Source organism: Nocardioides sp. NPDC051685 (assembly GCF_044453405.1).
Lineage (GTDB): Bacteria > Actinomycetota > Actinomycetes > Propionibacteriales > Nocardioidaceae > Nocardioides.
On the sequence record NZ_JBITCR010000001.1, the window covers coordinates 129,480 to 143,296 of the forward strand.

At 69.4% G+C, this 13,817-nt stretch carries 12 protein-coding genes; 1 reads left to right on the top strand and 11 read right to left on the bottom strand.

Features of this window, described 5'->3' with window-relative positions; genetic code table 11:
• Positions 1-53: 53 nt before the first annotated feature.
• The 4 genes from ACIA03_RS00585 to hemQ all read right to left on the bottom strand — a co-directional run bounded on the left by ACIA03_RS00585 (position 54) and on the right by hemQ (position 5,593).
• Positions 54-320 (bottom strand): hypothetical protein, encoded by a 267-nt coding sequence (locus tag ACIA03_RS00585; protein WP_396978248.1) that lies wholly within the window; start codon positions 318-320, stop codon positions 54-56.
• On the bottom strand, positions 310-4,005 hold the full coding sequence (locus ACIA03_RS00590) for an RHS repeat-associated core domain-containing protein (RefSeq protein WP_396978250.1): 3,696 nt from the start codon (positions 4,003-4,005) through the stop codon (positions 310-312). Before ACIA03_RS00590 ends, ACIA03_RS00585 begins: the two co-directional genes overlap by 11 nt.
• 10 nt (positions 4,006-4,015) lie before the next feature.
• Positions 4,016-4,723 (bottom strand): hypothetical protein, encoded by a 708-nt coding sequence (locus tag ACIA03_RS00595; RefSeq protein WP_396978252.1) that lies wholly within the window; start codon positions 4,721-4,723, stop codon positions 4,016-4,018.
• A 150-nt stretch (positions 4,724-4,873) separates the two neighbouring features.
• Positions 4,874-5,593 (bottom strand): hydrogen peroxide-dependent heme synthase, encoded by a 720-nt coding sequence (gene hemQ / locus ACIA03_RS00600; RefSeq protein WP_396978254.1) that lies wholly within the window; start codon positions 5,591-5,593, stop codon positions 4,874-4,876.
• A 59-nt stretch (positions 5,594-5,652) separates the two neighbouring features.
• On the opposite strand from hemQ, the gene ACIA03_RS00605 reads away from it, so the two are divergent.
• Positions 5,653-6,606: an alpha/beta hydrolase gene (locus ACIA03_RS00605; protein ID WP_396978256.1), complete on the top strand. Its 954-nt coding sequence runs from the start codon at positions 5,653-5,655 to the stop codon at positions 6,604-6,606.
• A gap of 55 nt (positions 6,607-6,661) precedes the next feature.
• Here ACIA03_RS00605 and hemG read toward each other — a convergent pair whose 3' ends face one another.
• From hemG to sfnG, 7 genes are all read right to left on the bottom strand, one after another.
• Positions 6,662-7,966 carry a protoporphyrinogen oxidase gene (hemG, locus tag ACIA03_RS00610; RefSeq protein WP_396978258.1) on the bottom strand — a complete coding sequence of 435 codons (1,305 nt, stop codon included), beginning with the start codon at positions 7,964-7,966 and terminating at the stop codon, positions 6,662-6,664.
• Positions 7,967-8,026: 60 nt separating this feature from the next.
• Positions 8,027-8,317 (bottom strand): ribosomal protein L7/L12, encoded by a 291-nt coding sequence (locus tag ACIA03_RS00615; RefSeq protein ID WP_396978260.1) that lies wholly within the window; start codon positions 8,315-8,317, stop codon positions 8,027-8,029.
• Positions 8,318-8,432: 115 nt separating this feature from the next.
• Complete coding sequence (locus ACIA03_RS00620; protein ID WP_396979866.1) at positions 8,433-8,930, bottom strand: flavin reductase family protein; 498 nt, start codon at positions 8,928-8,930, stop codon at positions 8,433-8,435.
• Positions 8,930-10,264, bottom strand: coding sequence for an MFS transporter (locus ACIA03_RS00625; protein WP_396978263.1), 1,335 nt, complete (start codon positions 10,262-10,264; stop codon positions 8,930-8,932). Before ACIA03_RS00625 ends, ACIA03_RS00620 begins: the two co-directional genes overlap by 1 nt.
• 11 nt (positions 10,265-10,275) lie before the next feature.
• Complete coding sequence (locus ACIA03_RS00630) at positions 10,276-11,427, bottom strand: LLM class flavin-dependent oxidoreductase (protein WP_396978265.1); 1,152 nt, start codon at positions 11,425-11,427, stop codon at positions 10,276-10,278.
• Between the two features lie 30 nt (positions 11,428-11,457).
• A complete protein-coding gene (locus ACIA03_RS00635; RefSeq protein ID WP_396978267.1) occupies positions 11,458-12,666 on the bottom strand; it encodes an SfnB family sulfur acquisition oxidoreductase in 1,209 nt (402 codons plus the stop codon).
• Positions 12,663-13,769, bottom strand: coding sequence for a dimethylsulfone monooxygenase SfnG (gene sfnG, locus ACIA03_RS00640; RefSeq protein WP_396978269.1), 1,107 nt, complete (start codon positions 13,767-13,769; stop codon positions 12,663-12,665). Before sfnG ends, ACIA03_RS00635 begins: the two co-directional genes overlap by 4 nt.
• Between the last annotated feature and the right edge of the window lie 48 nt (positions 13,770-13,817).

A 13,817-nucleotide genomic window follows, 5' to 3' on the forward strand; every position in this document is an offset into this window, starting at 1 on the left:
GAACCGCATTGCGAGGCCTCTCGTTGACGGACGAAGAGGCGGTCATCTCGGTTTCATTCGCCGCTCCTCCGCCCAACGATCTCGGCCCACCGCTGCTCGATCTCGTCTGCATCAGCTATCGGGTGCATCTGCGGGTCGAAGTACTCAAGCACATCCCTGGCATCGACGAACGACAAATTCGCTTCCCGTTGCAAGGCGGCCAGGACACCAAAAGGCGTGATCCTCCCGGACTCGCGTTTGCGCAAGAACGCAACGATATCCAGGAACCCGGCCCCCTGTCGGACCAAGGCGCCGAGCTCCTCGTGGTTCTCAGTTCCCATGACACCTTCCTGGCCGCTGGAAGCGCACCTCAACATTCGTGTACTCGCCAAACGAACCGGAGAACCTGCTGGGGTCGACGACAACATCTGTCAGACCGTACTTGCCGACCATGTGACCAGTAAACGTTCCTCGCGCCGCATCTGCATAGGACATCCCGGCTCGAAGGTTTGCGTTGAATGCATCCAGATTGGTCGGCATCGCAGTGACCCACTTGGCATCGAAGGCGGTGACGTTTGATGCGCCGAAGTGGTCCATCACTTCTCCGAACATCTGGCCACCGGATGGACTGCCAGGCCCCTTCTCGATCACCATCGACAGGACGCCATCGTTGAGATCAGCCATGATACCGCCGCCACCCTCGTACAACCTGCTGAAAGAGTCCGGAGAGAGTCCGACCGGATCCATCCAGGTCGTTGGGTTTCCGACGTAGGTGTTGGGGTTTGGCGCAGGTGCGAGTCCGAGTGGGTCCAGGGAGAGATAGCGACCGGTGTCGGGGTCGTAATAGCGCTGGTTGTTGTAATGGAGGCCGGTCTCTTCGTCCAAGTATTGGCCAGCGAAGCGGAGTGGCGTGGGTGACGCATCGAGCGAGACGCCCCAGATCGTCCGGTGCGCGTGCCAGTGCAGTTCCCCATCAGAGCCAACCAACTCCGACGGTGCGCCAGCGAGGTCGGTGACAATGGAGTAGAAGCGGGCGTCGACATCTTCCTGGGTGAGCTCAACCTGGGCGAGGGGCTGGTAGCCCTGGTGGGCCCAGGAGAGGGTTTCGCCGGTACCACCGGTCTGCTCGACGAGGACGGCGCCGTCCCAGGCGAAGAGGGTCTCCTCGGCGATGCTGCCGTCGTCGGCGTGGCGGCGCTTGGCGGCGCGACGGCCGAGGGCGTCGTAGAGGTAGGTCCAGCGGGTGCCGTCGGGGGTGCGTACGGCGGTGAGGCGGTCGTTGGCGTCCCACTCGTAGAGCCAGGTGTCCGGCTTCTCCGACAGGCGGGTGCGGGTGTGGCGGACCAGGCGGCCTTGGTTGTCGTACGCATAACGCGAGCGGCCGGCACGGGCGAGCAGGGTGCCGTTGTACTCGCGACGCTCGGCGTCTCCGCCGCCGGTGGCGGAACGGGTGATGTTGCCGAGGGGATCGTAGGAGTACATTTCCGAGACCGAGTCGTCCAGGGCGACCGAGGTGATCCGGTCGGCCAGGTCGAGCTCGAAGCGCCGAGCGCCAGTGAGCTTGTCGTCGACGCCGATCAGGCGGCCTGCGGACTCATATGCGTAGGTGCGCTCCTGGAGCACATCCGCCGGCGAGGAAGCGGCATCGCGCTCGAGGCGCTGGGTCAAGGGCTGGCCGAGGAGGTCCCAGGTCTGCTCCAGAACAAGGTCGCCGGTGGTGCGGCGGGTCTCGCGGCCCGACAGATCGTGCTCGAAAGCGATCTCCTGGCCCGCGACGGTCATCCGCTCGGGCGCGAGCCCGAGACCGTAGGACCACTCCGTCTCGACACCCGCGGGCGTCGTGCGATGGGTCGGTCGCCCGAGGGCGTCATACGTCTTGGCCACGCGCCGGCCGTTGACCGACTCCGCGAGCACGCGGCCGAGCGGGTCGCGATCGATGACCAGGTCGACGTCGGGAGAGGTTGCGCGGAGGAGGCGGCCAACGGGGTCGTACGCCATCGTCGTGGCCTGGTCGCCGGCCTGCTCCGCGACCACATTGCCGAGGGCGTCATAGGCGTAGGCCAGTCGCTGGCCTGTGCCGTTGGTCTGCTCGACCAACTGACCGGCGGTGTCGTAGGCGTAGGTCAGGGTGCGTCCGTTGTAGTCGGTCTCACTCGCGAGACGGCCGGCTTCGTCGTACTCGTAGAGCCAGGTCGCGCCCTGCGGGCTGGTCACCGAGGTCAGGCGCAGCTCGGGGTCGTAGGTGTAGCGCGTGGTCGTGCCGTCGGGTGCCATCACCTCGGCGGGCATGTCGAAGTGGGTGAACCTGGCCATCGTGACCCGGCCGGCGGGGTCGGTGTAGGAGACCGGGTTGCCCTCGCCGTCGTACGTCCAGGCCTCTCTCGAGCCGTCGGGGAGGACTCGGGAGGCGAGCTGACCGTCGACGGTCCACGAGTAGGTCGTGCGCGCGCCCAAGGCGTCGGTGCTGGCCACGACCCGGCCGAAATGATCGCGTTCGAACTCGACCCAGCGGCCGTCCGGCTCGACGACCCGCCGCGGCAGGCCGGCGGCGTCGGTCTCGATGGTGCGTACCCGGCCGAGCGCGTCGGTGACCGAGGTCAGATGACCGTCAGCCCCGTAGCCGAACAAGGTGGTCGCACCGGTGGCGTCGGTGGCAGAGGTGCGCCGACCAGCCTCGTCGTAGCCCAGCGTCGCCACCGACCCGTCGGGCAGCACTTGGCGGACCATCCGCGGCCCGGCAGGGGTGTCGGCCCACTCCATCGTGACCTGGCTGCCGTCGGGGCGGGTGACCTCGGTGAGGTTGCTGGCGTCCTCGTAGACGAAGGTCGTGCGGCGGCCGAGCGGGTCGGTGCGGGCCAGCAGCTGGTTCTGTTCGCTCCACTCCGAGCTGGTCGCGCCACCGAGCGGGTCGATGGTCGCGACGACCTGGTAGCGGGAGTTGATCTTGAAGGTCGTGGTGAGCTCACGGGAGTCGGTGACCCGGGTCTCGCGCAGGCCACTGGCGTTGGGTTCGCCATAGGCGAACGTGTTCCGCATGACCCCGTCGGAACCACCCTGGGAGACACAACGACCTCGATCGTCGTAGACGTAGTCGTAGAAGGTGCCGTTGCGATCGACCCAGCGGGTCAGACGGTGCTGGACATAGGCGAACTCCATCTCCTCGCCGGAGCCGTTGACGACCCCGACCAGATCACCGTTGGCGTCATAGCGGTAGCCCGTCACCTCGATGGCGTCAGTGCCGTCGGCACGGGTCACGGCAAGACCGGTGATCCGGTTTCCGGTGGTCGCCACCTGAACCCGATACCCGGCGCTATGGGTCACCTCCGTAGGTGCGCCCTGCTCGTCACGGGTGAACCGAATCCAGTCGCCCGAGGGGTTCGAGATCGACGACAGCCAGGCAGTTCCGCCGACGACCGAGCCGTAGTGGCGGGTCTCCCCGGTTGCCGTGTCGAGCAGGCGGTAGCCACCGTCCTCGCCGGCCTGCAGCCGGAGCGGCCCGCCCGCGACCGGCCGGGCGTCCTCGCCGGCCGTGAGGTTCTTGAAGACATGCGCTCGGGTGTCGGCGGCCACCACGACCGCCGAGGTGCGTCCGACCAGATCGGTGTGGACATCGATCCGCTCGTCGAACGTCGAGGACCACGAGAGGCCGAACCAATGACCATAGGTCCAGTCGCTCGAGTGCTTCCGGCTCAGGACCAACGGGAGGTCACCCGGCAGCGTCAGGTCGGTCTGCTGCAGGAAGACCGCGCCCGTGGCCACATCGACCGGGTCACCGCAGCCCTCCTGCTCCCGGCCGCCGTCTTTGTCCGTGCCGCCTCTGTCCGAGGGCAGGCTGTCGGTCCGACCAGGCTTGTCGGAGCCGGACCGCGCCATGTCGCTGTCGAGGTCGCGACGGGCATCCGCGTGCTTCCGGATCCCGTCAGCAACGTCGTCCGCGTTCTTCTTCAGCGAATGTCCGACATCCCTGAGCGCCTTGGTCGCCGCCTCGCGGAGCTCCTCGACGACGTCATCCATCTTTCTGGCCATCGAAGTACTCCTAGGACTCGAAGAAGGGCAGGTCGGACACTTCGGCGGCGAACGTGGCACAGAGCTCGTACTGGTCCGCGCCGCAGTCGTTGAGCGCGGAGGCGATCTGCTCCATCACGTCGTAGCTGAGCTCGGTGGCCGCGGTCGCGTCCCCGTCGGTCACCAACGGGGCCTCCGCGATGGAGATGGCGAGCTCGGCGATCGTGCCGGTCAGCGGCTCGATCACCATGGAGGCGAGCTGGCCGATCAGCTCCTCCATCGCGAGGTCGGTGGCGATGTCGAGCGCCTTCTTCCGCACCGCGATGAGCGCGGCGTTGCCGGCCACGCTGAGGCCGGCGGTGACCACCGCGGTCGCCGCGGCCGCCGCGATCTGTGCGGCCGTGATCGTCAGCTCGGCGATCACCTTCACCTTCAGCGCGACGATCGCGTCGGCGGCGATGTCGATCCCGGTCGCGACCCCGGGCAGCGCGTCGAGCACCGCGTCCATGTTGGACGTGCGGTTCTCGGTCCAGGCCCGGATCAGCGCGTTGGTCGACTGGGCCTTGGCTCCGTCGCCGAGCTCGTTGACCCGGACCTGCAGGTCATCGAGGGTGCCCCGCAGGTCTGCCTCCAGCCCGCGCACCAGCTGTGCGGCGTCACGGACCGCATCCTCGTCGACGTTCGGCCACTCGTAGCCGAGCAGGTCGAGAACAAAGTCCAGCTCTCCCGGGATCGTCATCCCCACACTTCTGCCCTCCCGCGGTCGTTCGGAGATCAGGCGACCAGGACGGGATCGGCAATCGAACCCGAGCACGAGCCACCGCGACCGAAAACGCTAGTGGAGACCTACGAGGGGCCGAAAGCGAATTTCAGGAAGTCCTCCGGGAGGTCAGGGAAGGCGCTCCAGGAGGTCGGCGATGTCGACGCGGGCGCCGGTGTAGAACGGCACCTCCTCGCGTACGTGACGACGGGTCTCGGAGCCGCGCAGGTGGCGCATCAGGTCGACGATGCGGGAGAGGTCGTCGGCCTCGAACGCGAGCATCCACTCATAGTCACCGAGCGCGAAGGACGGGACGGTGTTGGCCCGCACGTCGGGGTAGTCGCGCGCCATCTGGCCGTGCTCGGCGAGGAGGCGGCGGCGCTCCTTGTCGTCGAGGAGGTACCACTCGTAGGAGCGGACGAACGGGTAGACCGCGACGTAGTCGTGGGTGCGCTCGTCGGCGAGGAAGGCCGGCAGGTGGCTGCGGTTGAACTCCGCGGGGCGATGCAGGGCCATCTGCGACCAGACCGGGACGAGCCGGCCGCCGAAGGCGGTGCGGCGCAAGCGGTGGTAGGCCGACTGGAGCTTGTCGGAGGAGTCGGCGTGCAGCCAGAACATCACGTCGGCGTCGGCGCGCAGGCCGGCGACGTCATAGGTGCCACGCACCACGATGTCCTCGCCGGCGAAGGTCGCGAAGAGCTCCTCGACCTCGATGGCCTCGGCCTTGCGGTCGGCGTCGCCCAGCGTCTCCTCCAGGGAGAAGACCGACCACATCGTGTAGCGGATGGTCTCGTTGAGCTCGTTGATCTTGGCTGCGTTGGACTTGATGTCGGCCTGAGGGTCGGTCATGCCCCCATTTTGCGCCAAGGCCGGTCACCGGGTTCCCACCGGGCTCTATGGTGAGCACCATGCTGCCGCTGCGTACCCGTATCTTCGCCTTCCTCCAGGAGCGCCTGGTCAAGACGCCGCTGAACGCCGAGGAGATGATCGCCCTGCGCGCCCAGCGCGAGGGGTTCCGCACCGGGCCGGTCACCGCCCTCCTCTTCGGCCGCCCCGCGGACGTCGAGACGAAGGAGACGTACGTCGACGGGCGCCGGTTCGCGATCTACACCCCTCCGGGCGCCGGCGAGGGCGCGCCGGTGGTCATCAACTACCACGGCGGCGGCTGGTGTCTGGGGACTCCTGAGCAGAGCGCGTGGGTGTCGTCGCACGTGGCAGCGGAGACCGGCTCGATCGTGGTCGCACCGTCCTATCGGCTGGCCCCCGAGCATCCGTTCCCCGCGGCCGTCGAGGACGCCTGGGCGTCGCTGGAGTGGGTCGCGAAGCACGCCGTCGATCTGGGCGGGGACCCGTCCCGGATCGCGGTGATGGGTGACAGCGCCGGCGGCAACCTGGCAGCCGTGGTGTCCCTGATGGCACGTGATGCCGGCGGGCCGGCGGTGCGGGCCCAGGTGCTGATCTATCCGGCCGTGGAGATGTATGAGAAGTTCCCCTCCGAGGCGGCCAACGCCAACGGGCCGGTGCTCACCTCGACGCAGATGAGCACCTTCGGCCACCTCTACATGGGCTCGCGCTACGGCGACGAGTCCTGGCAGGCCTCTCCCCTGCGGGCCGCGTCGCACGCCGACCTGCCGCCGGCGCACATCATCACCGCGCTGCACGACCCGATCCGCGACCACGGCACTCGGTATGCGGAGGTGCTCCGCGCTGCCGGTTCGCCGGTCTCGCTGGTCGACTACGACACCGCGTTCCACGGTTTCATGTCGCTGCCCGGGGTCGCGCCGGCGGCGCCCGAGGCGCTCGCCGGGATCGTCGAGTTCCTGCGGGATATCGACCGAGGTAACTCGGTCAGCGGTCACTGACTTCGCGGAGTTCCACGAAGTCGGTGCGGGCTCACCGAGTCACCTCGGTGAGCATTCAGCCGATCTCGGCCGCGGCGAGGTGAGCCGAGCCGATGGTGGCGGGAATCCCTACGCCGTCGTAGGAGGCTCCGGCGAGGGCCAGACCGGGCACCCCGCGGAGTCCCTGCCGGATCCGGGCGACGCGGTCGAGGTGACCGACCGGATACTGCGGGAGCCCGTCGGGCCAGCGCTGGACGTGCACGTCGGTCGGCGCAGCGGTGATGGCGGCGATCCGCTCGAGAGCAGCCAACGAGTCGGCGATCAGGCGGTCGTCGTCGTCCGAGGGCGGCTCGCCGTGGCGCCCGATGGAGGTACGCAGATAGTTGCCGCGCTCCCCCACCCACGCCCACTTGGCGAAGGAGAAGGTGGACGCCTTGATCGCGCACTCCTCGACCGGAGGGACGAGGAACCCGGACCTGCCGGCCAGCTCCGCGGGAAGCTCGGAGAAGGCGAAGGTGAGCACCGCGACGCTCGCGGTCTCGATCGCGGACAGCTCGTGTGCGACCGCCGGGGCGGTCGACCGGAGCAGCTTCGCGGCGACCGGAGCAGGGGTCGCGACCACCACCGCGTCGGCGGCCTCGACCTCGTCGCCGGTCTCGATCAGGAAGCCTTGCGGGGTCCTGGTGACGGTGTCGACCGGGGTGTCGAACCGGATGTCGAGGCCCTCGGCCAGCGTCGCGGGCAACCGGGACATCCCGCCGTCGATCCCGGCGAAGACCGGCACCGTGGAGGTCGGGAGCGCGGCGGCGGCCTCCAGCAGCGACCCCTTCTCGGCGAGCATGAACAGCTGCGGGGCGGCCGCCTTCACCGAGATCGCGCGGGCGTGGCCGGCGTAGACCCCCGCCAGCAACGGGTCCGCCAGCCGGTCGGCCGTCTCGTCCCCGAAACGGGACGCGATGAAGTCGCCGACCGAGATGTCCTCGTCCGTCTTCGCAGGTGGGAGCGTGGGTTCGCGGCGTACGACCTCCAGGGTCTCCGCGGAGAGCAGACCCGAGGACTCCAGCGCGGCCAGGTCGAGGGGTACGCCCATGATCGAGCGTGGGATCGGCCGCAGCGCGCCGCGCGACCAGATCGACGACTTCGCCTCCGTCGGGTGCACGACCTCGAGCCCGATCTCCCGGGCCAGCGAGACGCCCTCCGGCCGGCGGTTGAGCATCGCCTCGGCACCGACGTCGACCAGCTGCCCGGCGACGGACTCCCCGCGGATCTTTCCTCCGACCCGGTCCGAGGCCTCCAGCACCGTGACCCGATGGCCCTTCAGCGACAGGTCGCGGGCCGCGGTCAGCCCGGCGATCCCTGCTCCGACGACGATGACACGCACACCTGCAGTCTCCCACCCGTGCCTGAGGCGATGCTGATGAGGTGGTCCGAGGTGGGCTGGTCAGGTGAGCTGCTCCACCGCCCGCTTGGCCTCCGCCAGCCCAACGCCGGTGGCCTCCCGATAGACCTTGATCGCCTCGATCTTCTTGCCCGCGCGCACCAGCGCGACGAACTCGTCCTGACGCGGCAGCGGCGGCTCCTCCAGCCCGGCCTGCTTCAGGAGCAGATCGACCTTGTCCTCGAGCCGGTTCAGCCGACGGGTGAGCTCCGTGCGAGTCCTGGTCGACGACGACTCGATCACGACGTAGAGCAGGACCAGACCGGCGAGGGCTACGATTCCGAAGACATCCACAGCCGAACCCTAGTGCCGAGGCGTCACCCCCGTCGGCCGAGTTGGCACCGGGATGCCATCTCGGCCGACGTACGTGACGCCTCGGCCGACGTAGCCGACGCCTCGGCCGGGTGGGTCAGCTGGCCAGCTTTCCGAAGTTGGAGCGGTGGAAGACCAGGGGCTGGCCGGCGCCGTGGTCGGCGGCGTGGAGCTGGAGGAGCACGACGACGTGGTCACCGGCCTCGACCTCGCGGTAGACGGTGCAGTCGAAGCGGGCGAGGCCCTCGTCCATGGTCAGGGCCCCGTCGACGGTCTCGCTGACGACCAGCCCGTCGAACCGGGAGCCGACCGGACCGGCGAGCTGGCGGCAGACCTCGCCGTGGTGCTCGGCGAGGACGGTGACGCCCAGGTGCGAGGAGCGCCGTAGGTCGGGCCACGTCTTCGAGGTCCGGGCCACGGAGAAGGAGACCAGGGGCGGGTCCAGGGACACCGAGGTGAACGACGACGCGGCCAGGCCGACCGGACGGCCGTCGACCACCGCGGCGACCGCCACCACCCCGCTGGGGAAGACCCCGAAGGCCTGCCGCAACGCGGCCGGGTCGAGATCCTGATTCGTACGCAGCGGACTCGTCATCACGCCACCACCCTTCTCGCGGGCACTGCCCGCGCCTCGTCCACCGCCGTGTCCCGCAGCCTCTCGCCACGGGTCTCCGGCAGCAGCCACATGCAGGTCAGACTGATCGCGGCGACCACGACGTTGTAGCCGGCCACCCACCACAGCGAGCGGTCATCGGAGAGGGCCACCAGGGCGGCCGCGATCAGCGGCGTCAGCCCGGAGGCCACCACTCCTGAGATCTGGTAGAGCGCGTTGAGCGCGGAGAACCGGTAGCGGGTGTCGAACAGCTCGCTCCAGAAGGCCGCCAGCGGCCCGTAGACGGTGCCGTAGACCAGGCCCAGCCCACCGATGAAGGCCGCCACCGACGGCACCACGGCCCCGGACTGGACCGCGGCCGCGACCGGGAAGGCGATCACCAGACCGAGCACGGCACCGACCGTGTAGACCGGCCGCCGCCCGAACCGGTCGCTCAGCGCCCCGGCGACGACGGTCGTGACCACACCCAGCAGCGCGCCGGCCATGATCGCGTTGAGCACCACCGACCGGCTCAGGCCGGCGTCCGCCACCGCGTAGGAGAGCAGGAAGACCGAGTAGAGGTTGTAGGTGAAGCCCTCCACGAACCGGGTCCCCATCCCGAGCAGCAGCGTGCGCGACTGACGCCGGAAGAGCTCGCCGACCGGCAGCTTGGAGACCTTCTTCTCCGCCTGCACCTCCTGGAAGGAAGGCGTCTCCATGATCGAGAGCCGGATCCAGGCGCCGATGGCGAGCAGCACGATCGAGATCAGGAAGCAGACCCGCCAGCCCCACGCCAGGAACGCCGCATCAGGAAGCTGCGAGGCGATCGCGAACGCTCCTGAGGCGAGCACCAGCCCGCCCGGCACGCCGATGTGCGCGAAGCTGCCGTAGAGCCCACGCCGGCCATGCGGCGCGAACTCGGTGGCGAGCAGTACCGCCCCGCCGTACTCGCCCCCGACGCCGATCCCCTGCAGGATCCGGAGCACCACGAGCGCGATCGGGGCGAGCACCCCGATGGAGTCGTACGTCGGGAGCAGCCCGACCAGGGACGTACCGACGCCCATGATCACGAGCGTCCAGATCAGCATGGTCTTGCGGCCGATCCGGTCGCCGAAGTGCCCGAAGACCAGGCCACCGACGGGGCGGGCCAGGAACCCGACGGCGAAGGTGCCGAAGGAGGCGAAGGTCGCGGCGGTGCCGCTGAGCCCGTTGAAGTAGAGCTTGTCGAAGACGAGGCCGGCCGCGGTGCCGTAGAGGAAGAAGTCGTACCACTCGATGGTCGCGCCGACCGAGGCCGCGAGCGCGACCCGCTTCGGGTTGGCGGTGGCTGCAGACATGCGGATCCTCGCTACTGGGCGGCGGCGCCGAAGGGCACCGCTGCCCCTCGGCCGGCGACAGGGGCGGGGTGGGACCACAGTCCCCGGCGCGCGAGCTCGGGCAGGACGCCCTCGCCGAACCAGTAGGACTCCTCCAGGTGCGGGTAGCCGGAGAGCACGAACTCGGTGATCCCCACCGCGTGATAGGCCTCGATCAGGTCCGCGATCTCGGTGTAGGAGCCGACCAGCGCGGTCCCGGCGCCGCCGCGGACCAGCCCGATGCCCGCCCACAGGTTGGGGTGGATCTCGAGCCCGTCGCGGGAGCCCTGGTTGAGCTCCAGCATCCGCCGCTGGCCCTCCGAGACGCTGCGGGAGAGCCCCGCCTGGACACGCGCGATGTCCTCGTCCGAGATGTTCTCGAGCAGCCGGTCGGCCTCGGCCCAAGCGGCCGCGGAGGTCTCGCGGGCGATCGAGTGCAGCCGGATCCCGAAGCGGAGCTCGCGCCCCCGGTCGGCGGCCAGCTTCTGCACGCGTCCGATCTTCTCGGCGACCGCCGCCGGCGGCTCGCCCCAGGTCAGGTAGACGTCGGCATGCTCGGCGGCGACCTCCAGCGCGGCCGGCGAGGAGCCGCCGAAGTAGACGTCCGGGACGGGCGTCGGCCGCTGCTCGAGCCGGGCGTCCTCCACCGAGAGGTGCTTGCCGGAGAAGGTCACCGTCTCCCCCGCCCACAGCCGGCGGACGATGTGCAGGAACTCCCCGCACCGCTCGTACCGCTCGTCCTTGGCCAGGAAGTCGCCGTACATCCGCTGCTCGTGGTCCTCACCTCCGGTGACGACGTTGAGGAGCAGCCGCTGCTCGGACAGGTTCTGGAAGGTGCCCGCCATCTGCGCGGCCAGATAGGGCGAGACCGAGTCGGGCCGGAAGGCGACCAGGAACTTCAGCCGCTCGGAGAGCGTGCTGAGCATCGCGGTCGTCACCCAGGCGTCCTCGCACCATGCCCCGGTCGGCGTCAGCGCCGCCTCGAAACCGAGCTGCTCGGCGCTGCGGGCGATCTGGCCGAGGTAGGGCACCGTCGCCGGACGGCCCGAGGCCAGCGCGCTGACACCGTGACCGCCGCCGATCACGTGACGGCCGTCGCCGCCGTTGGTCGGGAGGAACCAGTGGAACTTGAGACGCTCGCTCATTGCTGCCTTTCGAGTGGGATGGAGGGGATGTCAGATCTGGCCGTGGCGCGGTGGCGGGGTGGCGTCGACGGCCCAGCGCCCGAGGTGCTGGACCTTCCAGGCGGCCGGATCGTGGAGCGTGTGGGTGCGTGCGTTGCGCCAGTGGCGGTCGAGGTTGATCGACGTCAGAGCCGCCCGCGTGCCAGAGACCTCGAGCAGCCGGCTGGTGACGTCGACAGACACCTTCGCGGTCGACGCGCGGGCGGCCGCCACGGCCAGGCTCGCCTCCGCGGCCGACGCCTCGGTGAGGTCCGCATCGGCCTCGTCCACGCGTCGCGCCGCCTCGGCGAGGAGCGCCTCGGCGCTGCGTACGGCCAGCTCCATCTCGCCGAAGGCCTGGACGACCAGCGGGTCCTGTGCCGCCGTCTCGGCGCCGGCGAACGCGACGGCGTCGGCGTAGGGGCGAGACTTCGTGCGTACGAACTCGGAGGCCTCGTCCAGCGCGCGCCGGGCGATCCCGGCGTCGATGGCCGCGTGCAGCAGCTGAGCGAAGGCGCCGTAGGTCGTCGGCACGTCGAAGGTGACCGAGAACGGCGTCACCCAATCGTCCGATACGGGAACGTTTGTGAAGCGAACTGTTCCAGACCCAGTCGTACGCTGCCCGACGGCGTCCCAGTCGTCGACGATCTCCACCCCGTCGGTGCCGGTGCGGACCCAGGCCACGTGCAGCGGCCCGTCGACGTCGAGGTGGGTCAGCACCGCGAGGTAGTCGGCGAAGAGCGAGCCGGTGCAGTAGAACTTCTCGCCGTTCAGCAGCCACTCGCCCTCCTCACGGGCAGGCGTGAGGGTCGTCCGGATGTCGCGCACGTGCTTCGTCCCGAACTCCGACTGCGCGTTCGCGACCAGCGCCCCGGCCCGCACCTCGCTGTAGATCCGCTGCTGCTGCTCGCGCGTGCCGTTCAGCCGGAGCTGGTTCAGGAAGACGAAGTGGCTGTGCGGGACCTGGCCGACGTTGGGATCACCCCACGAGACCAGCCGGAACACCTCCGCCACGGTCGTGGCCGGCAGCGCCGGACCGCCGAACTCGAGCGGCACGGTGAGCGCGCCGAGCCCGGCGGCGGCGTACGCCTTGACCTGGTCGTAGGGCAGCGCCCTGACCCGGTCGCGTCCGCCGTCGCCGAGCGCGAGCTCGTTGGCCAGCCGCCTCGCCACCAGCGGCGCGGTCTCGGCGTCGAGCCGGGCGATCTCCGTCGTGCTCAAGCCACGGACTCCAGCTGCTGCGCCTCGAGCTCGCGCACGATCGGCAGGACGCGCTGACCGAAGTACTCCACGTCCTCGAGGTAGTGCAGGAAGCCGCCGAGGATCAGGTCGGCGCCGGCCCGCTTGAGCTCGACGATCCGCTCGGCGACCTGCTCGGGCGTGCCGATCAGCCCGGTCCGGAAGCCGTCGTTGTACTGCACCAGGTCCTCGAAGGTGGAGTCCTGCCACATCCCGGTCTTGTCGCCGGTCGACTGCCCGGCCTGCTTGACCGCGGACCCGAAACCCTCGACGGCCTCACGGTCGGCCTTGTCGATGATCTCCCTGACGGTGTCGCGCGCCTCCTTCTCGGTGTCGCGGGCGACGATGAAGCCGTTGATGCCGAACCGGACCCGGCGACCCAGCGGCTCGGCGACCGCGTTGACGTCCTTGATCTGCGCGGCCAGGCCGTCGGGGGTGTTGCCGTTGGCGAAGTACCAGTCCGAGACCCGGCCGGCCATCGCCTTGGCGTCGGAGGAGTTGCCGCCCTGGAAGATCTCCGGGTGCGGCCGGCCCTCGCTGGCCAGCGGCTTCGGCTTGAGGTCGAAGTCGTGCAGCCGGTAGAAGTCGCCGTTGAGCTCGGCGGCGTCGCTCGTCCAGATCTCGCGCAGGTAGCGGATGAACTCCTCCGAGCGGCGGTAGCGCTCGCCGTGCTCGAGCCACGGCTCGCCGAGCTTGGTGAACTCGTCCTTGAACCACCCGGAGACGACGTTGACGGCCGCCCGTCCGCCGGAGATGTGATCGGCCGTGGCCAGCCACTTGGCGAGTACGCCGGGCTGCCACAGTCCCGGGTGGACGGCGGCGATCACCTTCAGCCGCTCCGTCGCCAGCAGCAGCGCGAGGGAGAACGAGGTCGACTCGTGCTGGTAGGCCGCGCCGTAGGAGGCGATGTAGCGCACCTGGGAGAGGGCGTACTCGAAGCCGTTCTTCTCGGCCAGCTGCGCGAGCAACTTGTTGTAGTCGTAGCTCCAGTCGGTGCGCTGCTCGATCTTGCTCACCACCAGGCCGCCACTGACGTTGGGCACCCAGTAGGCGAACTTCAGGGGCTCGGTTGCCGGTGAAGTCATGCTGGTCTCCTTGGATCACGAATGTCTACTAAACTTATCTGATTAAAC